At 67.1% G+C, this 24,502-nt stretch carries 12 protein-coding genes; 8 read left to right on the top strand and 4 right to left on the bottom strand.

Going from position 1 to position 24,502, the window contains the following annotated elements; genetic code table 11:
- The first annotated feature begins 66 nt into the window (after nt 1-66).
- Together CFB35_RS18850 and CFB35_RS18855 are read left to right on the top strand one after the other, a co-directional pair.
- Nucleotides 67-486, top strand: coding sequence for a hypothetical protein (locus CFB35_RS18850; RefSeq protein WP_059580286.1), 420 nt, complete (start codon nt 67-69; stop codon nt 484-486).
- A 101-nt stretch (nt 487-587) separates the two neighbouring features.
- Nucleotides 588-1,589 (top strand): LysR family transcriptional regulator, encoded by a 1,002-nt coding sequence (locus CFB35_RS18855; protein WP_089465427.1) that lies wholly within the window; start codon nt 588-590, stop codon nt 1,587-1,589.
- Between the two features lie 24 nt (nt 1,590-1,613).
- Here CFB35_RS18855 and CFB35_RS18860 read toward each other — a convergent pair whose 3' ends face one another.
- The 3 genes from CFB35_RS18860 to CFB35_RS18870 all read right to left on the bottom strand — a co-directional run bounded on the left by CFB35_RS18860 (nt 1,614) and on the right by CFB35_RS18870 (nt 4,583).
- Entirely contained in the window at nt 1,614-2,885 is a 1,272-nt protein-coding gene (locus CFB35_RS18860) for a type II toxin-antitoxin system HipA family toxin (RefSeq protein WP_089465428.1), read from the bottom strand.
- A complete protein-coding gene (locus tag CFB35_RS18865; protein WP_059580292.1) occupies nt 2,882-3,403 on the bottom strand; it encodes a helix-turn-helix domain-containing protein in 522 nt (173 codons plus the stop codon). Before CFB35_RS18865 ends, CFB35_RS18860 begins: the two co-directional genes overlap by 4 nt.
- Nucleotides 3,404-3,662: 259 nt before the next feature.
- Complete coding sequence (locus CFB35_RS18870; protein WP_089465429.1) at nt 3,663-4,583, bottom strand: LysR substrate-binding domain-containing protein; 921 nt, start codon at nt 4,581-4,583, stop codon at nt 3,663-3,665.
- Between the two features lie 108 nt (nt 4,584-4,691).
- On the opposite strand from CFB35_RS18870, the gene CFB35_RS18875 reads away from it, so the two are divergent.
- A complete protein-coding gene (locus tag CFB35_RS18875) occupies nt 4,692-5,774 on the top strand; it encodes a tartrate dehydrogenase (RefSeq protein WP_089465430.1) in 1,083 nt (360 codons plus the stop codon).
- A gap of 176 nt (nt 5,775-5,950) precedes the next feature.
- Entirely contained in the window at nt 5,951-7,261 is a 1,311-nt protein-coding gene (locus CFB35_RS18880; protein ID WP_089465431.1) for an MFS transporter, read from the top strand.
- Here the strand turns inward: CFB35_RS18880 and CFB35_RS18885 are convergent.
- Nucleotides 7,255-7,758: a shikimate kinase gene (locus CFB35_RS18885; RefSeq protein WP_089465432.1), complete on the bottom strand. Its 504-nt coding sequence runs from the start codon at nt 7,756-7,758 to the stop codon at nt 7,255-7,257. The two genes, CFB35_RS18880 and CFB35_RS18885, sit on opposite strands and share 7 nt — an antisense overlap.
- A 244-nt stretch (nt 7,759-8,002) precedes the next feature.
- Here CFB35_RS18885 and CFB35_RS18890 point away from each other — a divergent pair, with 244 nt between their 5' ends.
- From CFB35_RS18890 to CFB35_RS18905, 4 genes are all read left to right on the top strand, one after another.
- Complete coding sequence (locus CFB35_RS18890; RefSeq protein WP_226094220.1) at nt 8,003-10,141, top strand: filamentous hemagglutinin N-terminal domain-containing protein; 2,139 nt, start codon at nt 8,003-8,005, stop codon at nt 10,139-10,141.
- Nucleotides 10,141-11,967, top strand: coding sequence for a ShlB/FhaC/HecB family hemolysin secretion/activation protein (locus CFB35_RS18895; RefSeq protein ID WP_059580305.1), 1,827 nt, complete (start codon nt 10,141-10,143; stop codon nt 11,965-11,967). Before CFB35_RS18890 ends, CFB35_RS18895 begins: the two co-directional genes overlap by 1 nt.
- A gap of 11 nt (nt 11,968-11,978) precedes the next feature.
- Complete coding sequence (locus CFB35_RS18900; protein ID WP_081059323.1) at nt 11,979-12,899, top strand: peptidyl-prolyl cis-trans isomerase; 921 nt, start codon at nt 11,979-11,981, stop codon at nt 12,897-12,899.
- A gap of 156 nt (nt 12,900-13,055) precedes the next feature.
- Nucleotides 13,056-24,494: a filamentous hemagglutinin N-terminal domain-containing protein gene (locus CFB35_RS18905; protein WP_059580308.1), complete on the top strand. Its 11,439-nt coding sequence runs from the start codon at nt 13,056-13,058 to the stop codon at nt 24,492-24,494.
- Nucleotides 24,495-24,502: the final 8 nt, after the last annotated feature.

The raw sequence follows: 24,502 nt of genomic DNA on the forward strand, positions 1-24,502 counted from the left end.
GGGACGAGAAATGACGCAGGCGGTCCGGCTCCATAAAATGAGAATCGTTCTCATCTGGAGGCCGACATGCAAATCGTCACGACTGAATTCCCGTTTGTCTGGCTGCGTTACAGCGGCTCGACCCACACCGATCCTGCCCGCCTGATTGCCGAACTCGACGCGCTGCTCGCGCGCCGCGAACGCTTCGTTCTTCTGACCGACGATGCGCCGTCCGGCGACGATCGCGCCGATAACGATCACGAGATGCGCAAGCAGCTCGCGAAGTGGAGCAAGGCCAACCGTGCGCTGTCGCGCGAACGGATCCCCGGGATGATCGCGATCGAGCCCGATGCGGCGCGGCGCGTGGCGCTCAATGCCTTTTCGGGCGCCTTCGAGAAGGTCTGGGGTTATCCGCTGAACGCGGCGGCGAGCCGCGACGACGCGCTGGCGCTCGCGCAACGGCTGCTCGCCGAACCGGCGCCCGGCGTCGCGGCGGCGAACGCCTGACCCGGCGGCCGCGCCGCTCGCGCGGCTTGCGTCGACATCGACACGCACGCGCGGTGCGCAAACGCGCGCCGCGGCCTGTCGCAACCCCGTAGAGGTGTCCGGTGGACAATCCGATCCGCGCGATGCGCATCTTCACGCGCATCGTCGAAATGAACAGCTTTACCCGTGCCGCGCAGGCGCTCGGCATCTCGCGCGCCACCGCGACGCGCACCGTGCAGGAGCTCGAAGCGGCGCTCGGCATGCCGCTGCTGGTGCGCACGACGCGCGCGTTGCGGGCCACGCCCGAAGGCGACGCGTATTACCGGCGCTGCGTCAGCATCACCGCGGACGTCGACGAGCTCGAAGCCAGCATTCGCGGCGCCGCGGTGCATCCGAGCGGGCCGCTGCGCGTGGAATTGCCGGCGTCGGTGGCGGGCGCGATCGTGCTGCCGGCGCTCGGCGAATTCCATGTGCGGCATCCCGATCTCGAACTGATGCTCGCCGTGGCCGGGCGCGCGGGCGATCGCGTCGGCGACGCGATCGACTGCAGTATCCGGCTCGGTGCGCTGCCCGATTCGTCGCTCGTCGCGCGCCGGCTTGGCTCGCTCGAGCGCGTCACGTGCGCGAGCCCCGCGTATCTCGACCGCTTCGGTGTGCCGCGCACGCCCGACGATCTGGGCGGGCATCGCGCGGTAGGCGGGGCGCACGTCTTCGGCCAGCGTCCGGCCGAGCTCGAGTTCGCGGTGGACGACGCGGTGCGCAAGGTGCGGCTCGACGGCATCGTCGGCGTGGACGACGAGCAGGCGTATCTCGCCTGCGGCGTGCACGGCCTCGGGCTGATCCAGCCGACGCGCGTCGCCGCGCAGGCGCTGATCGACGCGGGGCGGTTGCGGGAAGTGCTGGCGCGCTGGCAGCCCGATGCGCTGGCCGTGTCGGTCGTCTACGTGAAGCGCCCGCATGTGTCGCCCGGCGTGCGCGCGTTCGTCGACTGGATCGCCGAGCGTTTCGTGCAGGCCGGACACGAGCAGGCGGGGCTGGCGGCGGCGGGGGCGGTGGGATGGCGGCCGGCGCCGGGTGCAGTCGTTACCCCCGATCGCTACGGCGGGCTGGTGGCGGTGGCGTGACGGCGGGATGCGGACGGAAAAGCCTCAAGCGGTTGCGAGGCGGAACGCGCTGGCCATCCGATCCTGTTCCCGAGCCGGCAGCGCGAGTCGCGTCGCGAGCGTTCTCCATTGACTGACGACACCACGGAAGTCGTCGATGATCTCGTCGGCATCGCTCAGACCGAGCCGAAAGAATTCGCAGACTTCACGGGCAAGCTCGAGGTTCAGCGCGTTGTCGGCTTCCGTGATATTGAGCTTGAGGCCGTCGGCGATCGCGACCGGATTCATGTCATAAGCCGCGGAGAGCCGCCAGCCCTTGCCCGGTGCCAGAATGAATCCGTGATTGCGAAGATGATCGTCGGTATTCGACACGAGAAGATTGAAGACGATCCGCGCCCAAAGTTCTCGGAGGTCGGCATTCGGTTGCGCACCATGTTGCATGAGGACTTCCGCCAGTTCGAGATAGCTGACGCCGGTGGAGGCATCGTCGCCGTCGACGTGACCGGTCATGGTCATCGCCGAGGCAAAATGCAGGCGCCGTCCATCGGCCGTCCGGTCGAAGCGACGGACCAGGAAGCAATGATGGTCGCTGGCGAACTTTCGTGCCTCGGCTTGGGCGACATTCAGGCCGCAGCCGACCGCGAGCGCATTGACGACCATTTCCCAACCGCCTACGTCGTAATCGTCTCTTGCGCTGGGGAACTTCGCGATATACAGACGCCCCTGATCGTCGGCCACGCTTGCTTTCGGTCGTGCACCGCCGAGCGAGCCGCCAGGTGCGATGAGCATCGAGAGCCAGTCGCGGCCGTCCGGGGCGATGTTGTCGACATCCTCTTCCAGCGCCCGACTGACGCGTTCCAGTTCACGGATTTCCGCGAATGGCGGCGCGGCGAGATCAACGCGGTCGTCGAGAAACTCTCCTTCGTCGTCGAGCTTGTAACGCAGTGCGCCGACGCGGTAGAGATCGTGGACGCCCAGCAGGTAATCCGATTCACGGAGCCGAGTGCCCTTCGGTCGAAGGCCTGCACGAATGTCTCGCTCCAGCCGACGGTCCATCAGCATGCGCCCCCACCGATCGGGGCTGGAATCGGCGAACGCACCGAACGAGTCTCGCGGCGGAGGTGGATATTGTGGTCCTTCGAAGAGGCCGATGCCGGGATCGAGCTGAACCCGGGCGAGTTCGGGAGCGCTCAAGGCGGTTGCGTCGTACTGGAATTCGAAATGTTCGCTTGCCCGCGTCTGTCGGCTGTGCAGAAGGCCGAGTTTCCGGGGAGCGGCCAGGCTGCTCCAGTCTGCGTAAACGGAGATGGTCGTCATTTCTCGCGAGATTTCCCCAGGTGTTTGCTCGCTGGCTTCAACAGCGCGGCCAGTTCCGCGGCCGTCGTACCGCGATGGTGGTCGGGCGCCGGGATGCTGGACGCCGATCCCGGTGCTTTCCTGGCGGGGGCCGGGGCCGGGGGCGTGGTCGTGGTGGCACGATCGCGCCGATCAGGTATGCGTGGCGACTCGGCGGACGACCGCAGGGCAACTCGTTTCACGGATCGCGGTTTGACGAGGCGAGCGTCTTGAAGCTGGCGGCCGAACGAGTCCGCTGCGGCCAGCTTCTCCAGATCGCCCTGGAGGCCCAGTACTTGCATGACGGCAAGATAGGCGCCGATCGTGACCCCCGAACCGCCTCCCTCCAGCGAGCGAAGTGTCATCGGCGACATTCCCGCGCGTTCAGCGACCTGCTTGGCCGTCAGTTTCCGGCGCAGACGCGCGAGCTTGAGCCGCTCGCCGAATTCGACGAGCAACCGACTGGATGCGGGCAAGAGAGGGGCGGTTTTCTTTGCCATGATGGCGCTAATATTTCAGTTTTTTCGGTGCAATAGAGCTAAAATAATAGCACTTTAGCGCAGCGTGTCAGTGACTTTCGTCGAGGCGCTGCGCTGGTTTGTGTAAATATTTTGGCTCTACGATGCGAGATTTGCCAGAATATTGACTCCATCGCTTGGCGGCCATACGCTCGGACACGTGTCGTGAGCCGAAAAGCCATGTGCTCGCCCCGGCATCGCTTACCCGATGCCCTGGCCCGCAGCGGGCGTAACCGACGCCCTACGTCGCCTTCGGCCGCCCCAATTCTTCCGCCAGGAAATCGACGAACGCGCGAATCCGCGTGGACATCTGGTGACGCTGCGCATACACCGCGTAGATGTCGGCACCCGGCGTTTCATGGTCGGGCAGCACGACGACCAGCCGCCCGTCGGCGAGATAGTCGCGCAGGTCCCATTCCGCGCGCATCAGGATCCCGTGCCCGTCGAGCGCCCACTTCACCGCGATCTCGCCGTCGTTCGTCGTCAGGTTGCCGTTGATCCGCACGGCCTCCGTGTGGCGGGCCGCGCCGCGCCCGGTCGTCAGGCGCCACACGCCGTAACCTTCGTCGCCCTGCCGGATGCCGATGCAGTTGTGTCTCGTCAGGTCTTGCGGCGTGCCGGGTGTCCCATGCCGCGCCAGATAGGCGGGCGCCGCGCACAGCAGCCGACGGTTCGGTGCGAGCCGCCGCGCGACGACGCGCGTGTCGGGCGGCTCGCCGAAGCGGATGCATACGTCGAACGTGTCGTCGGTGAGCGGCGGCGGCATCACCGACAACTGCAACTGCACCGACACCTCCGGATAGCGCGCGACGAAGCGCGAGATCGCCGGGCCGACGTGGCTGCGCCCGAACCCGAGCGTCGCGTTCACGCGCAGCAGGCCTTTCGGCCGCTGCTTCGCGCTGCCGAGCAGTTCGCCGAGTTCGTCCATCTGGTCGAGGATTCGCCGTGCGTATTCGAGATACACGTCGCCTTCGGGCGTCAGCATCATCCGCCGCGTCGTGCGATTGACGAGCGTCACGCCCGCGCGCCGCTCCATCTGCGTGAGCCGCTTGCTGACGGCCGCCGCGGTCAGCCCGAGCTCGCGCGCGGCCGCGCTCAGGCTGCCCGACGCGGCCAGCGTCGAGAAGAAGCCGAGATCGGCCGGCTGAACGGTATCCGCCATGACGAGATTCGTGAATTGAAGTTAAAGATGCTTTGAGTATAGCCACGGTTTCCGTACTGCCGGTTCGGTAAAGTGCGTTCACGCTCACGACCAATCGAGGATGTCCGCATGAAGACCTACCGTATCGCAACGATTCCCGGCGACGGCATCGGCAAGGAGGTGGTGCCTGCGGCCAAGCAGGTGCTGGAAGCGCTGGCCCGCGGCAGCGACCGCTTTGCGTTCGAGTTCGAGGATTTCGACTGGGGCGCCGATTACTACCGTCGGCACGGCGCGATGATGCCGGCCGACGGCCTCGACGCGCTGCGCGGCAAGGACGCGATCCTGTTCGGTTCCGCGGGCGACCCGGACGTGCCCGATCACGTGACGCTGTGGGGCCTGCGCCTGAAGATCTGCCAGGGCTTCGACCAGTACGCGAACGTGCGCCCGACGCGCATCCTGCCGGGCATCGATGCACCGCTGAAGCGCTGCGGGCCGGACGACCTGAACTGGGTGATCGTGCGCGAGAACTCGGAAGGCGAATACGCGGGCGTCGGCGGTCGCGTGCACCAGGGCCATCCGATCGAGGCCGCGACCGACGTGTCGATCCTCACGCGCGCCGGCGTCGAACGCATCATGCGCTTCGCGTTCCGGCTCGCGCAGTCGCGGCCGCGCAAGCTGCTGACCGTGATCACGAAGAGCAACGCGCAGCGGCACGCGATGGTGATGTGGGACGAGATCGCGAAACAGATTGCGCAGGAATTTCCCGACGTGGCGTGGGACAAGGAACTCGTCGATGCGGCGACCGCGCGCATGGTCAACCGCCCGGCGTCGCTCGACACGATCGTCGCGACCAACCTGCACGCGGACATCCTCAGCGATCTCGCCGCCGCGCTCGCGGGCAGCCTCGGCATCGCGCCGACCGGCAACATCGATCCGGAGCGCCGCTATCCGTCGATGTTCGAGCCGATCCACGGCTCCGCGTTCGACATCATGGGCAAGGGGCTCGCGAATCCGGTCGGCACGTTCTGGTCGGTCGTGATGCTGCTCGAGCATCTCGGCGAGACGGCAGCCGCCGCGCGCGTGATGCACGCGATCGAGGCCGTGACGGCCGACCCGTCGCTGCATACGCGCGACCTCGGCGGCAGCGCGACGACCGCGCAGGTGACGTTGGCCGTCTGCGAGCGCGTCGCGCACGCGGCCGCCGCGGCCTGACGGCGGCGAGGCGGTGTGGCGCTGACGGCCGCGCCTGCGCGCAGCCGAGCGTCGCGCGTTCGCTTCACTCAGGCATTTTCTGCCTGCGACTCGCGCATCCGACGCGAGCCGGGCGCCGGCCGGCGCCGCGGTCCACCGACCGACGGCGCACGGCCCGACCTCGAAGGAGGAGACACATGCAAGCAGATCTGGAAACCCGCGTCGCGCGGAAGCTGATGTGGCGCATCATTCCGTTCGTGATGCTGCTTTACTTCGTCAGCTTTCTCGATCGCGTCAACGTGGGCTTTGCCGCGATGACGATGAACAAGGCGATCGGCCTGTCGCCCACCGCGTTCGGATTCGGCGGCGGCCTGTTCTTCATCGGCTATTTTCTGTTCGAAGTGCCAAGCAACCTGATTCTCCATCGCGTCGGCGCGCGCATCTGGATCGCGCGCGTGATGATCACGTGGGGGATCGTGTCGGCCGTATCCGCGTTCGTGACCGGGCCGACGAGCTTCTACGTGCTGCGCTTTCTGCTGGGCATGGCCGAAGCCGGCTTTTTCCCCGGCATCATCCTGTACCTGAGCCTGTGGTTTCCCGCGAAGCAGCGCGCGGTGGCCGCCGCGTGGTTCATGGCGGCCGCGCCGATCTCGACCGCGATCGGTTCGCCGCTGTCGGGCGCGATCATGCAGATGCCGCCGATGTTCGGGCTTGCCGACTGGCAGATGCTGTACATCGTCGAAGCGCTGCCGGCGGTCGCGCTCGGCTTCGTCGTGCTGAAGTACCTGACCGATGCGCCGTCGCAGGCCGCGTGGCTGCGGTCCGACGAGCGCGACTGGCTGATCGCGAAGCTGAAGGCGGAGGCGGACGCGCGCCACACGCACGCCGGGCATACGGCCGGCGCGTGGCAGGCGCTGCGCGATCCGCGCGTGCTGGCGCTCGCGCTGATCTACTTCGGCACGTCGGCCGGACTGTACACGCTCGGGTTGTGGGCGCCGCTGATGATCAGGCAGTTCGGCTTCAGCGCGGTGCAAACGGGCCTGCTGACCGGCATTCCGAGCATGGCCGCCGTGGTCGCGATGATCGTGTGGGCGCGGCATTCGGATCGCACCGGCGAGCGCACATGGCACGTCGCGATTCCGTGCGTGCTCGCGTGCATCGGCTTCGTGTTCGCGGGGCAGGCGAGCACCGCGCTGCCGACCGTGCTCGCGCTGGTCGTCGTCAACGTCGGGATCAGCGCCGCGAAGGCGCCGCTGTGGGCGATGCCGAGCGCGTTCCTGTCGGGGGCCGGCGCGGCGGCGGGCATCGCGATGATCAACTCGATCGGCAATCTCGGCGGCTTCGTCGGGCCGTTCGCGATCGGCTGGCTCAAGCATGCGACGGGCGGGTATGCGGCGGGGCTGTATGTGGTTGCGGGGACGCTCGCGGTATCGGCGGTGGTCACGCTGATGCTGAGCCGCAAGGGGGCGCGCGAGCAGATCGTGTCCGGCATACAGCGGCATCACTGAGCGCGGCGAGCGATCTCCGTCGCGCACACGTCGGGCGATGCGTTCGACGTATCGATCACGCAATCGCTGAACCTGCGCGACGCATACCCTTCCCGATACATCTCGGCGATCCGTTGCCGCTCCCAGTCCGTCAGCGCACGCGTGCCGCGATTCGATGCCGCGACCGCTTCGGGCGGCGCGAGCGTGACGACGAACAATCGCGCATCGCGCGCAGCGCACGCCGTGCGCAGCCGCTCGAATTCCGCTTCGCCGATCGGATAGGCGATCACGAGGTGGCGTTCGCGCGCTTGCGCGATCTGCGCGACGAGCCGCTCCAGCGCGATGGCCCATTGCACGTCGAACGGCGCGGATTCGGGCGCGTCGTGATCGTCGCCGTCGATGAAGCGCGCATCGGGCAGCACGCGTGCGAGTGCGCGACCGATCGTCGTCTTGCCGCTGTTGATCGGGCCGTTCAGATGGATGACGGTGAGCGGCGTGTTCGTCGATGTAGAGAGCATGAGGCGCGAGATTGACTGAATGCTTTCATTGTGCCTCGATGCGAAATGAATTTGTAATATCCAGTCCGAACGAATTAGAAAAATTATTCGATAAAGCGCCCTAAAGAAAGTCGTGGCCCCGCCGTTACTCTTCCTCGGTATCTCAAAAAAGTATGACGAAAGCAGTACGACCACACGACCAAAAAACCGAGGGCGCACGGCCGGCGAAGCCGTGCGCGGGATCAGAATGGGATGCACCGATTCAATGGGGCGCGCAGGCACCGGGGGCTGGCGCGCGCTGTGCCTTTGCCTTGCCGTAACCGGACTGCTGCCGCATTGCGCCGCCGCCGCGGGGATCGTCCCGGACGGCGGCACGCCCACGAGCGTGTCGGTCGGGCCGAATGGCCGGCAGTTCGTCAATCTTGCGCCGGCGGTCGCCGGCGTATCGAGCAACACGTATTCGTCGTTCAACGTGACGACCGCCGGCGCGACGCTGAACAACGCCGGCATCAACGCGCGCACGATCGTCAACCAGGTGACGAGCACCAACCGCAGCCTGATCGAAGGCGAGATCGCGGTGGCGGGGCCGCGCGCGAACGTCGTGCTCGCGAACCCGAACGGCATCACGGTCAACGGCGGATCGTTCGTCAATACAGGGCACGTCGCGCTGTCCACCGGCAACGTGAGCTTCAACGACCTGCAGATCGCCCCCGGCGTGATCCAGCGCAACATCGTGCTCGATACGTCGACCGGCACGATCGTCGTCGGTCCGGGCGGCCTGGCCGGCGCGCTGATCGGGCTCGATCTGATCGCGAAGAACATCGTCGTCGACGGCGCGATCGACAACACGTTTTCGTCGGCGACGGCCGGTGTGCGCCTGCTGGCCGGCCGCAGCCGTGTCGAGCTGAACACGGGGCTGTCGCCGAACGACAACGCGAACGACTGGCTCTCGCGTACCGCGACGACCCAGCCGGACACCGCGTCGTCCTACGCGATCGACATCACTGCCGCAGGCAGCGTGACGAGCGGGCGCGTGCAGTTGATCGTCACGGACCGCGGCCCCGGCGTGCGCAGCGCCGGCGCGATGAATGCGTCGCTGGGGGATTTCACGCTGGCGTCGAACGGCAACGTCGAGATGTCCCATGCGAAGGTCGACGTCGCGCGAGATCTCGACGTGACCGTGCAGGGCGGCATCACGCTGACCGGCACCGACATGAAGGCGAAGGGCGGCCACGCGAACGTGTCGGCAGCCGATGCGATCGCGTTGACGGGCAGCAGCCTGATGGCGTCGGGCAGCGTGAAGATGAACGGCGCGGGCATCGCGCTGAATCCCGACGATGCGATGAAGGGCGCGACCGTGGCATCGTCGCAAAGCGGCGTGGTGCTCAAGAGCGCGGCGGACATCGTGAATGTCGGGTCGCTCGTGCAAGGGCAGACCGCGATCGACGCTGACCCGGATTCGATGGGCGCGGTGACGCTGAACGCGGCGGGCCGCATCCTGAACGAGTCGTTGCCGCAGACGCGGCTCGGCATCCTGTTCGGCGTTCAGGGCGACGTGTCGCTGACCGCGGGCGCCGATGTCGTCAACCGGAATGCGCGGATCCTGTCGAACCAGAGCATTTCGATCGCCGCGGGCGGAGACCTGCAGAACATCGTCGACCACAGCACCGGCGTGCAGAACGGCGCGGTGGTCGGCTTCTCCGAGCAGGGCGGCCGCTTCCTGTTCTTCAAGCATCGTAGCGACGGCTTCACCGTCGACTATGGCGCGCTGGCCGACGCATCGAAACTCGCGTACATCACGGCCGATGCGGGCAACGTGACCGTGCGCGCCGCGAACGTGACGAATATCGGCGGATCGATCCTGTCGAATGGCGGCGCGATCGATATCGCCGCGCGCGAAAACATTCTCACGCAAGCCGTTTTCACCGGGCAGGCAGCGTACCGGCGCTCGTGCTTCGTGTTCTGCCGCGCGAGCGCATCGTCGAACGTGCAGGCGTTCGGCGGCGTGATCGAGGCCAAGGCCGACATCCAGCTGAAAGCCGGTACGCAGATCACGAACACGGGCGGAACCGTGCTCGCGCTCGGCGCATTGACGCTCGACGCACCGAAAACGCTCGCGCAGGGCGTACCGGGCTACACGGTGGTCAACCGCGACCACGACCTGAAAGCGTGGTTCGGCAATCGCTGGGCGGCGATCTATGCAGCCGACACGGGCGGCGTGTTCACCGGAGGAACCGGCAAGGTGCGCCTGACCGGCGAGGCCGACATCGACGGCGGCGCGTACAGCGCGCCCGAAGGTGTGCTCGCGGCGCGCGGCATCGTGACGATCCGGCCGCCCCATCGCGATCTCGTGACGATCGGCAACCGCAATCACATGGGCCTCGTGTCGTGGTTCGGCCTGTGATGTCGCAGACGGACCACCGCATCGCCGCCGCGCTCGCGTTGACGCTCGGCGCGATGTCGCCGTGCGCGCACGCACAGCTCGCGGGCGCACCGCCGGCCGGCGCGCCGCCGGGCCTCGGCGCGCTTCCGGCCGGGTTCGCGGTGCCGCGTGCGGAGCAGGATCCCGCGCAGCGTCTGCTGCAGGAGCAGCGCGACCGGCAGCGCCGCGACGAGCTCGCGCAACCGCCGGCGCAGATCGCGGTACCCGAGCAGCCGGCGATGCCCGACCTGCCGCCGGGCGCCGACGTCGACACGCTGCCGGACGTCGCGCCGACGTTCCCGATCGAGCGGATCGAATTCACCGGCGACGCGATCCTCGGGCAGCCCGAACTGGACCGTATCGCGGCGCCGTTCATCGGCAAGCAACTCGGGCGCAACCGGATCAATCTGCTGCTGCGCCGGCTGACCGAAGCGTTCATTTCGCGCGGCTACATCACGACGCGTGCGTACCTCGGGCCGCAGAATCTTGCGTCCGGCACGCTGAAGATCAACCTCGTCCCCGGTCGCGTGGCCGCGTTGACGTTGAACGGCAAGCCGCTGAGGCCGCGCGATCCCGACGAGAAGTGGTACGAAGTGCGCGGCGGCGGGCTGCTGACCGAAGCCGGCACCGCCTGGGCGTTCGCGAGCACGCCGGGCGACGTGCTGCGCCTGCCCGACCTGGAGCAGGGCGTCGACCAGATCAACCGGTTGCGGCGCAATCAGGCCGAAATCCGGATTCTCCCCGGCGAAGCGCCGGGTGATTCGATCGTTGCGATCTCGAACCGCTATGGCGATCGTCTTCATTACGATTTCGGCATCGACAACTACGGCAGCTCGCAGACCGGCAGGACGCGCTATCGCGCCGGTGTCGAAGCCGACAACGTGATCGGACTGCAGGAATCGCTGTCGTTCAGCTACGTCGGGACGACCGACACGAACGCGGTCGTGTTGTCGGCGGCGGTGCCGTACGGGTATCAAACTTTCAGCTACACGGCGTCGATGTCCGAGTACCAGCAGGCGATCGGCGACGTCGCGCTGCTCGCGGGGCGCACGTTCAGCCAGATGCTCGGCTGGAACGACGTGCTGGTGCGGTCGCCGCGCGGGCGCATGAGCGTCGACGTCACGCTCAACAAGCTGCGCACCGAGCGCGACCTCAACGGCATTCCGTTGTCGCCGCAGAACCTGACGGTGCTGCGGGTCGCGCTGAACGGGCTGTCCCGCTTCGTCATGCGCGATCAGGGCGCGGCCGCGACCTGGGATGTCGGCGTGTCGCAGGGGCTGCCCTGGCTGGCGGCCAACCACGATGCGTCGGACATCGGCATCGACGACGCGCACAGCCAGTTCACGAAGCTCGATGCGACCGGCACGCTGCAGTTCACGCTCGGCAATCTCGCCGGTTCCCTGTGGGCGTATCGCGGCACGCTGCGCGCGCAGTACAGCCGCGTCGCGCTGTTCGGCAACGAGCAGATCTTTCTGGGCGGCATGGGTTCGGTCCGCGGGTTTACCGAAGGCGGGATCGCGGGCGACAGCGGCGCATTCGTGCGCAACGAGCTGGCCTGGCAGAACGTGCCGGCGTGGCACGACGCGCGCATCGAACCCTACGTGTTTCTGGACGGCGGCAAGACGCATCTGAACGCACAGGGCGGCTGGCCGTCGCTCGTCGGCACGGGTGTCGGCACGCGCGCGCAATGGCGTTTGAAAGGCGGAACCCTGTCGGCCGAAGTGCTGGTCGGGCAGGCGCTCGCGCAACCGGCCGCACTCGGCAAGAAGGCCAGCGTGTTGCTGGCCACACTCAACTGGACGGACTGATGGAGAACTTCATGAATCGCCTGTCGAACGGTCGCGAGATCGCGATGCAATCCAACCTGTCGGCGCGTATTCGCAAGATCGGCGTCACGCTCGTCGCGGCGACGCTGTGCGCCGCTGTCGCTCCGCACGCGTATGCGGTTCCCAAGGCGGCGAAGAAACCCGCCGATGCAGCCGCCGCGATGCCGGCCGATGCGATCGCGAGCGTGAACGGCGTGCCGATTCCGCAAGCGCAGGTCGACGAAGCCGTGCGCGCGTCGAAGGCGCCCGATACGCCGGCGCTGCGCGCGGCGCTGAAGAACCAGCTGATCGCGCGCGAGTTGTTTCGACAGGCGGCGCTCAAGCAGCACTACGACACGAAGCCGCAGGTCGTGGCCGCCGTCGAGCAGGCGAAGGCGCTCGCGATGACGCAGGCGTACCTGCGCGATCAGATCAAGCCGGCACCCGTCACGGACGCGGACGTCAAGGCGCGCTACGACGCGGTCGTCGCGACGCTCGGCGAGAACGAATACAAGCCGAGCGTGATTGCCGTCAACGACGCGGACACCGCCAGGCAGATCCTCGCGCGGCTCAAGAAAGGCGAGGACTTCGGCGGCCTCGCGCGGCAGTTCAGCAAGGGGCCGGCCGCGGCGCAGGGTGGCGCGCTGAACTGGATCTCGTTCAAGACGCCGATCGAGGCAGGCCACACGCAGAACTGGCCGCAGCCGCTTGCCGAAGCGCTCGTGAAACTGCCGCAAGGCGGCATGACGCGCGAGCCCGTGCAGGTCGGCGATGCGTACTGGATCGTGCGTGCCGACGACAAGCGGCCGACGCAGGTGCCGCCGTTCGACCAGGCGAAAGACACGCTGCGCCAGCAACTCGAGCAGGTCGCGATGGAGAAGGCGACCGCGCAGGTCGTTGCGGATCTGATCCGCAACGCGCGGATCCAGCAGTAGGCGGCAAGCAGCAGGTAGCACGTAGCAGCGTCGGGCAGCCACCCGGCGAACACGCACGCGATGCCGGGCGGGGAAACCCGGCATCGCGCGGCGCCACGGTCGGGGATCGGCTGACGGCGTCGTCGCGGGGCCATCGAACGAAGCGAACAACAGAAGATGAACACGTCCAAGCGTAAGACCTTGCAGCAGCTTGCCGCCGCCGGCGCGGCGCGAATCGGCGCACGTGCGCAGTCGGCGGCAGGTGCGCCGCGATGCTTCGCGGTCGAGCCGGCCGCGCGATCGTACCGCTGGTGGCAGCGTGCGACGAGCGCGCTCGTCGCATTGACGATGTTCATCGGGCCGATCACGGTCACCGTCGAGCAGTGCCGCGATGCGGCCGGCGTGCTCGGCGCGGGCAATCGCCGTGTCGACGACGACGCATGGCAGCGGTTGCTCGATCTCGCGTCGCTGCGCGTGCGATTCTCGATGCAGCTGGCGGCTGCCGCGCCGATCACGGACCCCACGGCGCCGATCTCGTTTCAGCCGGCCATCACGCAGTCGACCGGCGCGGGCGGCGGCGTGCCCGTCGTCAATATCACCGCGCCGAACGCGGCCGGTATTTCGCTGAACCAGTATCAGCAATTCAACATCGATCCGGTCGGGCTGATCCTGAACAACAGCCTGATGTCGGGCACGTCGCTGACGGGCGGCAACGTGCAGGCCAATCCGAACCTGAACGGCCGCACGGCTAGCGTGATCGTCAATCAGGTCACGTCGACCGGCAATGCCTACGCGAGCTTGCTGAACGGTCCACTCGAAGTGTTCGGCGCGCCCGCGGCCGTCGTGATCGCGAACCCGAACGGGATCACGACGCGCGGCACCGGCTTTACCAACACGATCGGCGTGACGTTGTCGACCGGCGCGCCGCAGTTCCTCAATGGCGTCGGCGGCACCGCGACCGACTTCGCGAACGCGAAGGCGCTCGGCTACAACGTGACCGGTGGTCACCTGCAGATCGAAGGCAATGCCGGCGTGAACGGGCCCGGCGCGGGGATCGAGGGGACCGTGGGCACGATCGACCTGATCGGCGAGACGATCGGTATCAACGCGCCGCTCTATGCGGGCACGCGCATCAACGTGATCGCCGGGCGTCAGTTCGTGACGCCGGCCACCGTCGATACGTATGGCACCACGTACGGCACGGCGTCGAACGGCTCGGACAACTCCGCCGCGGCGATCAATCCCGCGAACGGCGGCGCGAACCGTTCTCTCGCGATCGACGCGACCGCGTTCGGCGCGATGACGGCGGGGCAGATCCAGGTCGTCAGCACCGCGGCGGGGATGGGCGTAAGGACCGACGCGCAGCTCGCCGCGAATGCGGGCGACTTGCTGCTATCGGCGAACGGCGACGTGTCGGTCGCGGGTTCGGCCGCGCAGCAGCAGGCGACGGTTCATAGCGCCGGCAACGTGTCGATGACCGGTGCGCACATCGGGGTCGGCGGTTACGCGATCGATGCGAACGGCGACGTGACGTCGACCGGATCGATCCAGTCCGGCGGCAAGCTGGCGGTGGCGGCAGGCGGCAACGTGAACGTCGCGAATGCACAGGCGCACGGCGACATGACGGTCGCCGGCGGCACGAACGTAACGCTCGGCGACGTACAGGGCGGCGGTGCGTTGGCCGTTACCGCACGCGGCACCGACGGCACGGGCGACGTCAACCTGAACGGCACGTCGGTCGTGACCGGCGCAACGACCGTGCAGGCGGCCCGCGACGTCAACGTGAACGGGCAGACGAACAGCGGCACGCTGCGCGCGACCGCGCAACGCGATGCGACGGTCAACGCGGCGCTGCAGACGTCCGGTGCGCTGGCGTTGACGGCGACGCAGGGCAACGTCGCCACGCATGCCGCGATGAAGAGCGGTGGCGATCTTGCGCTGACGTCCGGACAGGATACCGTCGTCGCGTCGCAGGCGACCGCGCAGAACGCCGTCAGCGTGCAGGCGGGGCGCGACCTGAGCGTAAGCGGTTCACTCGCGAGCGGAACGACGTTCGCCGCCGATATCGCGCGCGATGCGTCGGTCGGTGGCTCGCTGATGGTCGGAACCGACGCGCGCGTGGACGCGGGGCGCAACGTCGACACGTCGGGCGTCGTGATCGTCCAGCGCAACGGGGCACTGAGCGCACGCAACGACATCACGGGAAGCGGCTCGATCGCGTTTGGCCAGAGCGGCGCGTTGAACGCCGCGCATGACGTCGCGCTGACCGGCAAGCTGCTCGCCAATGGCCTACAGGTCGACGCGGGCAACAGCGCGAGCCTCGCGACGGTCCAGGCGGGCGGCGCATTCGGCGTGACGGCAAGCGGTGGCGCCGGCGGCGGCGACGTCGTATTCAACGGCAACGCGGCCGCGCTTGGCACCGCCGACGTGCACGCGTCGCGCGATGTCGTCGTGAACGGCACGCTCGCCGGCGGCGCGCAGGTCGCGCTTGCCGCGCAGCGCAACGTGATCGTCGGCGGCAGCGGCACCGTGCAGGCGGTCGGCGATCTGGCGATGACGGCGACCAGCGGCAGCGTCGCGTCGGCCGGCACGTTGAACGGCGCGGGCGCGTTGACGGTGCAGGGCGCGCAGGATGTCTCGCTGACCGGCGCGACCACTGTAACCGGCGACGTGACCGCGACGGCCGGCCGGGATCTCACGATCGGCGGCGCGTTGGCGGGGCAGGGCGTCGCGACGCTCACGGCAGCGCGCGACGTCGTCGCCGGCGGCACCAGCGGCTTCGCGCAGGACACGGTGTTGAGCGCGGGGCGCGACATCGACGTGACGGGGGCGTTCCAGGGGCGCGCCGTCTCGATGACGGCAGCCGGTTCGATCGCGCTGAACGACGTGCAGGCCAACGCGGGGCTTCAGCTCGCGACCCGCACGGGCGACGTTTCGATCGGCGGCAACGTGAACTCGCTGACGAACGGGACGATCGACGCGGCGCGCGACGTGATCGTCAACGGCACGCTGCGCACGGCGAGCGGCCTGGCCATCGGCGGCGGCCGCAATACGTCGATCGGCGGGACGGTCCAGTCGAACGGCAACGTCGCGCTGACGAATGCGGCCGGCTCGCTGACGAGTACCGGCAATATCCAGTCGGGCGGCAACCTGTCGGTGACGGCCGCGCAGTCCGTGGATCTGGGTGCGCAATCGACGTCGTCGCTCGGCAACCTGACCGTGGACGCGGGCCGCGACCTGACGATGAACGGCTCCGTCGTCGCACAGGGCAACGGCACGCTGAACGCCGGCGGCGCGATAGGCGGCGCGGCCGCCATTGCGTTCGGGCTCGCGGCGAACGTCGGTTCCGGCGGCGATACGACTCTCACCGGTTCGCTGCGCGGCGGCAACGTGCGGACGACGGCGGGCGGTTCGGCCACGCTGCACGACGTGCAGGCGGCGTCGACGCTCGCGCTCGATGCGGCGACCGACCTGAGCGTGACCGGTGCGGTGACGGGCGGCGCGGACGTGGCGCTGGCCGCGGCGCGCAATATCGACATCGGCGGTTCGTTGCAGTCGGCCGGCAACACGTCGCTGCTCGCGACCGGCGGCAGCATCGGATCGACGGGGGCGATCGCGAGCAATGGCGCGTTCGACGCACAGGCAGGCAGTGACATCAACCTCGGCGGCAAGACGACCGTGTCGCGCGACACGACGCTCGCGGCCGGACGCGACGTCAACGTCAGCGGGTCGCTGGCCGGGCAGGGACAAGGCGTCGTCAATGCGGCGCGCGACATCGTCGGCGCAGGCACGTTGACGTTCGGTCAGCAGGCGACGCTCGACGCCGGGCGCGACGTCGCGCAGCGCGGGCTGATCCAGGGACAGTCGGTCAGCGTGACGGCGGCCGGCAACGCGGCCGTGAACAACGTCGAGTCGACCGGCACGATCGCGCTGCGCGCGAACGGTACGAACACCGCAACGGGCGCAGGCGATCTGCGCATCGACGGTTCGGTCGCCGCCGCGGGCGCGATCACGGCGTTCGCGCAGAACGATGTCGCGATCGGCGGCAAGGCCGCGAGCGGTTCGACGGTTGGCGTGACCGCGCAGCGGGACATCGCCGTGAGCGGCGCGATCGAGTCGGTCGGCGATACGGCGCTGGCCGCGCGGCAAGGCAGCCTCAACGCAACCGGCGGCATCAACAGCGGCGGCAAGCTCGCCATCGCGACCGGCCTCGACCTGTCGCTCGGCGCGAGCACCAGCGCGATCGGCGACGCGACGCTGACGGCCGGCCGCGATGCCACGCTGAACGGCACGATGGTCGGACAGGCCAACGGCACGGTGACGGCCGCGCGCGACATCAACGGCGGCGGCAAGCAGGCGTTTGCCGCGACCGCGAACTATGCGGCGCAGCATGACGTCGCGCTGACCGGCGGCATGCAGGCGGCGGCGATCACGGTGACGGGCGGGAACAACGCGACGCTGCACGATGCGTCGTCGTCGACCACGTTGACGCTGACCGCGAACGGCAACGCCGGCGAAGGCGATGCGGGCGTCACGGGGGCGGCGTCCGCGCAGGGAGCGGCGAACGTGACGGGCGCGCGGGATGTGTCGATCAGCGGCACGCTCGGCAGCGGCGGAGCGCTTGCATTGAGCGCGCAACGCAACGTGGCGGTTGGCGGCGGCGTGGAGTCGAACGGCGATCTGACGGCAACCGCCGCGAACGGCAGCGTCGTGCTCACGGGGGCGACCACGACCGCGGGCGCGTTCAACGCCACCTCCGGGCTCGATACGCAGCTCGGCGGCCAGATCGCGGTGGCGAAGTCGACGAACGTGCAGGCCGGCCGCGATATCGCGTTGACGGGGGCACTCGCGGGTCAACGAGACGGCACGCTGAGCGCGGGCCGCGACATCAACGGTGTGGGCTCGGCGGCATTCGCCCAGGCGGCGACCCTCGATGCCGCGCACGACGTCGTGCTGACGGGCGCGCTGCAAGGGGCGGCCGTCAACGTGACGGGCGGCAACAATGCAGGACTCGGCACGATTCAGGCCGTCAGCGGCAATCTCGACGTCACGGCGAAGGGCGGTGCCGGCGGCGGCGATGTGACTATCGGCGGGGCGGCCACCGCGTTCGGCGCGATGCAACTGCAAGCCGCGCGGGACGCTTCCGTTGCGGGTGCAATCAACACCGGCGGCACGACGACGATCAATGCGGCGCGCAGTGTCGCGCTTTCGGCCGTCAATTCGGCCGGCGATCTCGCCGTAACCGCTTCGGGCGGCAACGCGAGCGCGACGAGCCTGACGACGCAGGGCAACCTGAACGTCGTTGCGGCACAGGACATCGCGGTGACCGGGCAGAGTGTCGCGGGCGGCAATGCTTCGCTGAACGCGGGCCGCGACATGACGCTCGCAGGCGTTGGCGCGCAGCAAAGCGGCACGTTGACGGCGGGCGGCTCGGTGAATGCCGGCGCGATCGCGTTCGCGCACCAGGCGAACGTCAACGCGGGCGGCAATATTGCGGTAACGGGCAACGTCGCGACCAACGGCGATCTCGCGATGACCGCCGGCAACGACTTGTCGGCCGGCTCGGTTCAGGCGGGCGGCGCAATCGGATTGCAGGCGCAGGGCCGCAACGGCGCCGGCGACGTGATGGTGAACGGCGCGGTGACGTCGGGCACCGCGACGACGATCGCGGCCGCGCGCGATGCGGGTATCGGTGCGGCATCCAGCGGCGGTGCGCTGAACGTGACGGCGGGACGCGACCTCGGTGTCGCGGGCGCGATCCATTCGACCGGCGACGCGACGCTGACCGCGACGGCGGGCAATCTCGGCGTCGGCGGCGCGGTCGTGTCGACCGGCAATCTCCGGGCCAATGCGGGCGGCGGCCTCGCGCTGCTTTCCGGCGGGCTCGTGAACGGCGATACGACGTTGACGTCGGGCGGCGCGATGACGCTCGGCGGCGCGCTGTTCGGTCTCGGGGCCGCGACTATCGACGCGGGCGGTGCGCTCGGCGGCGGCGCGGCACTGACGTACGGCAAGGACATCGCCGTCAATGCCGGAAACAGCATCACGCTCGGCGCGATTCAGGGCGCCGGCAAGTTGACGGCGGTGTCCGGCGGCGACATGTCGCTCGGTGCGACCACCGCGGTCGGCGACGTGTCGGCAAAGTCGACCGCCGGCAGCGTGTCGTTCGGCGGGTTGTTGCAGTCGGGCGGCAATGTCGTGGTACAGGCTGCGAACAACGTGTCGCTCGCGGGCGGCGTGGGTTCGATGGGCACGGTCGACATCAACGGCATCGGCGGCAACGTGTCGGTCGCGGGCGTGTCGGCGAACGGCGACGCGACGCTGCATGCGGGGCAAACCGTCGCGTTGACCGGCAACAGCATCGTGGCCGGGCAACTGGGTGTGTCGGGCGGCAACGTCACGCTGAGCGGTTCGGCCGTCGGATCGAAGAACGTGACCGTTTCCGCGCAGGGAACGGTCGATGCCGGCAATGCATCGCTCGTCGCATCGCAGAACCTGCAGGTGAACGGCTCGAACGTGACGCTCGGCAATGCGACGGTCGGCGGCGCGCTCACCGCGCAGGCGTCGAACCAGCTCACGCTGGCGGGCGGCAAGGCGGTGAACGTCGTCGGCAACGCGACGCTGGCTTCGCAGAACGGGCTGTACAACGCCGCGAACGTGCTGGCCGGATCGCTCAACGTGTCGGCGCCGAGCCTGACGAACGCGGCCGGTGCGTCGCTCGCGTCGATCGGCACGACGACGGTCAATGCGTCGAGCTTCGCGAACGCCGGGCTGGTGAACGGGACGACGACCAACGTCACCGTCGGGGGCGCGCTGACGAACGTCGGTGGTTCGCTGATGGCGGTGAACGCACTCAACGTCAATACCGGTACGCTGAACAACCAGAACGGGATCGTTTTTGCCGGCAATCCGAAGGCCGCGACCGGTGCGACCGGCGACGTGTCGCTGACGATCAATGGCGGCAATGGCGCGTTCTACAACGCGGGCGGACAGTTGCTCGCGCAACGGGACATGGGGATCAGCGCGGTCAACATGGCCTTCGATCCGTCGCAGGGGACGATCAGCCAGGGCGGCAACCTGTCCATCACCGCCGGGTACGTGAATGTCGGCGGCACGTGGAATTACGGCGGGCAGAGCGTTTCGCTGACGGGGCTGAACGGGATCACGAACGACGGCACGATCACCGGGACGTCGCCGTTGACGCTGACGGCAGGCGGCAGCTTCGAGAATCACGGGCAGGTTACCGGGTCGGATGTGACGTTCAACGGCACGCTGAATAATGCGGCCGGGGCGGTGATGCATGCAGATAACGCGTTGACGCTGAACGGCGATACGACGAACCGCGGGACGGTTGAGGCGGGGAACGTTCTCAACGTCAATGGTGGCAACTACGACAACCAGGGCGCGACGACGCAGTCGAAGGGCGATGCGGTGTTTCGCTTGGGTGGGACGCTGCAGAACACGGGTGGATCGATCTTTGCGCAGCGGAATGTCGATATTTCGGCGGCATCGGTCGTGAACGATCAGACGGCCCCGGGTGTCGCTACTACGACGACGCGGGACGTTGTCGATCCCGAGTTGCTATGGTCGGGGGCGGTAGGGACGAAGACCGAGTGGCAGTTGCAGCGTGTTCCGGCGCCGGGCGATAGCGGTGGATATTATGTGCCCAGCCCGCATACCGTCAGCGCGACCCTGGGAGATCTTCTTTCGCCATCCGGGTTGTCGACGGACTCTGCCAATCGGCAGTGTGCCGGTTTGGACCGGTGCTTTATCGTGGGTACACAGCCCGCGGCTGGTTCTGGAGCTATCACGTTTGGCCAGTACAACGCGTACCTGGGAACAGGGAACGCCATTGATAGCGCTGCTCCCAGATGGGCGATCGAAACGGGCGCGACGACGCCTTCTTCCACTACGCAGACCTTCACGCTGCCGACTGTTCACGAAACGGTCACAAGCCAGCAGGCTGGTACTTCGGGCGTCATTTCCGCAGGAAATTCGATTTCGCTCACGGCATCGTCTCTCTCGAACCGAGGCGGTCAGATTGCGGCGCAGGGCGATATACGGCTGAATGTCCAATGGCTGGACAACAGTGCAGTAGCGCCTACACTCGTCAATCAAACGGTTCGGCAAGTCGATCAAGCACAGTACACGGCGTTCCTGACGCAGCTCAATGACACACTGGCGAAAACGGGATCGCAGAGTGCATGGCTCGGCGGGATGTACAGCACTTTTGGCCCGGTATTCGTGAAGGGGTCGGGCAGCCCGTCGGATGGTTTGCCGGTAACGACTTTTAAAATTGCGGTCAACAGTATTGCCCCAACGTCCACTGGGACCCTGAGCTCGTCTACACCGACCGGCATGATTGCGGCCGGAAATGACCTGTCAGTGGGCGGCGGAAATCTCGTCAACTCGGGCCTGCTTTACGCAGGCAACAATGTCGCGATTACATCGGGTACCCTGACCAACCAGGGGGGCAACCAGCAGAACTATTCGAGCCAGGTCGGCTGCGCCTCCGGCGTGCCGAACTCCGCCTGCGGCAACGCAGGCCAACCGCGCGGCAACAACCCGACCACGACGACGTTCGGCTACAGCCAGAACGACGCGACGATCTATGCCGGCCACGATCTCGTGATCGCAGCCGGCCAGATCAACAATACGTACGGCAACCTGCTCGCGGGCCACGACATCGTCATCGGCGGTGTCGGCACGACAGCGAGTTCGACCACGCCCGCACAGAGCCTGAACAACACGTCCGGCAACATCGTCGCGGGCAACGACATCAAGCTCAACGTTTCGGGTGCGATCACCAACAATCTGCCGCCGCCCGTGCCGGTACACGAGAACTACGGCAAGCACGAGCAATACTCGGGCTGCATGACAGCCGGCGGCTACAAGGAAAGCTACTGCGAGGGCTATGTCGACCAGCAGTCGGGCAGCTCGTCGGTGATCAGCGCGGGCAACAACCTGCAGATCAATGCGGGCAGCCTGACGAACATCGGCAGCCTGATCGCGGCCGGCAACAACGCGACGATCGCCGTCGCAGGCCCCGTCGTGAATGAGGCGCAGGTGCTGAACGCCTACTGGCACTCGCATTGGGTGCAGGAAACCGGCATGTTCAGCAGCGACAAGCGTCACGACATCTGGGCGTGCGGCACGCCGGAGCAGTGCAAGGCGTTGTACGGGAGCGCATACACGAGCACTGGCGGCACGATCGATCCGCCGACGCCGGTCGGCAATATCGCGGCGACCATTCAGGCGCCGAACCTGTCGATCTCGTCGAACGGACAGATCCAGAACGTCGGCAACGTGATCGGCACGTACGTGTCGCTGACGGGCCAGAAGCTGATCAACGGGATCACGACCGCGAACACCTACACGCCGCGTGTCAATGCGCCGTCGCAGGTCATTTCGCTGAGCCCGGTGGACTTGCCGGGGCTGAACCTGTCGGTGCCTCGTGCAGTCGGCACCGGCAAGCTGCCGACACCGGTCGCGGGCGCTGCGTCGTACGTCGACGCGTCGCTCGGCGGTTCCGTGCTGGGCTCGCTCGGGCCGCAGGACTTGCTGAACAATCTGCCGTCGGCGCTGCAGCCTTCGTCGACGCTGTTCTATTACAACCCGCAGGAAGAGGATCTGCTGTTGCAGCAGGCGGCGCTGAAGCAAACCGGCAAGTCGAGCTTCGTCGACGGGCTGACGTACGACAACGAGAAAAACCTGTCGGTGACGGCGCAGGAAAAGATGTACCTGTACCAGAACGCGGTCGATTACTCGAAGGCGCACGACCTGCAACTGGGCGCCGCGCTGACGCAGGAGCAGATCAACACGCTCGACAAGCCGATGCTGTGGTACGTCGAGCAGACGGTGCCGGACCCGACGTGTCACGCGACGGGCACGGCGTCGTGCCCGACGATTACGGCGCTGATGCCGCAGGTGTATCTGCCGCAGGACACGCAGGCGATGTCGGCGGGCGGCAACATCTCCGGACACGACGTCACGCTGAAGTTCAATCAGGACGGTAACGGCAGCATTCTCAACACGGGGAGCATCACGGCGTCGGGGACGCTGAGCGTCGACACGCACACGCTGACGAACCAGGCGAATCAGGTCAACGTGGGGGAGATCTGGCAGAAGGTCGATGGCGGGTATCTGAAGACGACGGGCACAGTGGTGCAGCCGGGCGGGTTCATGAGCGCGGCGAACATGGAGTTGAATGTTCAGGCGCTCAATCAGATTGGTGGGGCGCTGCAGAAGCTCAACGCGGACGGGACGGTTGACGCAGCTTCGACGCAGGCGATGCTTGCATCGCTGCAACATCAACTCGGCGGCGGCTTCGCGCAAGAGACGGTAGCGGACCATCTGCATTCGGATTTCGTACAGCAGGGTGGGTTCGGTCCGGAGCAACTTTTTTCGATGGCGGCCTCTGTCGCGCTGTCCGTGATGGGGATGCCTGTCGTTGGCGCCATGGTGGCGTCCGCGATGAATCAGGCGTTCAGCGATCAAGGGTTCAGCCTGGGGCAAGTTATCAAAGCCGGCGTGATCGCTGATTTGACGCAGGGGTTGATGGAAGGATTGGACCTCAACGCGTTGCCGATGCAGACGATCGGAAACAACATCGCATCGAATACGATCACCTCGGAGCAGCTTCTTCAGGGTGCGTTCGAAATCGCAGGTCGGGGGTTGGTATCGGCCACTGTGAATACGGTCGCGTATGGGGGTAGCTTCGGGACCGCGTTGAAAGGGAGCGTTGTTAGCGATCTCGCGGCTGTTGGGGCGAGTGCAATTGGGCAATTCGATCAACTCCACCTATTTGGGGATGGCGAGCTCGGCAAAGTCGGGTATGTGACGGCGCATGCGGCACTCGGGTGTGCTGCGAGTGCTGCGAGCGGTACCGGCTGTGCGGGTGGGGCGATCGGGGGAGCAACAAGTGCGGTGCTGTCGCCTCTGGTACTAGGTGCGATCGACCCGACGCACGCGCCGCTTGATCAAGGACAAGTGGCGTTGCTCGGAGCAGTTGCGACGTTTGCAGGTGGTGGTCTTGCCGGCCTTGCAGGTCAGAATGCGGGGGCGGGCGCGACGGCTGCGCAGAACGAGGCGCTAAACAATAGCGCGGACCACTGGGGCCAAAACAAGAGCGAGGCCCAGCGCGAGCAAGATGAACTACATAAGCAACAGAGTAAGGAGAAAGCCCAACTCGGCGAAAGTTCGATCGTCGATGAAGGGGACGGCGTCAGCGTCCTTAGCCCGAATCCGATGGCGTTTGGAGGCGCCACAAAAAATGGCGTGCCGACCAGCCTAAGTGGTTTGGCGAATCCGAATTCGATTCGTTTTACGCAAGATAGCATTAGCTCAACGTTTAAGGACGGAACGTCGCTACAAGACACGATCGCGGCTTTGCAATCAGGTGTGGTCTCGCCGGCCGATTTGCCTGCCATTCGTGTGTATTTAAAAGACGGACTTGTGTACACGCTCGACAATCGGCGACTATTTGCTACGTATCAGGCCGGAACTCAGGTTAACATAACCCCGGCTACCCCCCGAGAGGTTTCGAAAGAGGGGTGGAAGTTTACGACCCGAAATCAAGGGTGCATCATTTGCGTGAAAGGTGGACCCAAGCCGTAGGAGAAAGA

The organism is Burkholderia sp. AU16482, from assembly GCF_002223285.1.
GTDB classification, from domain to species: domain Bacteria; phylum Pseudomonadota; class Gammaproteobacteria; order Burkholderiales; family Burkholderiaceae; genus Burkholderia; species Burkholderia semiarida.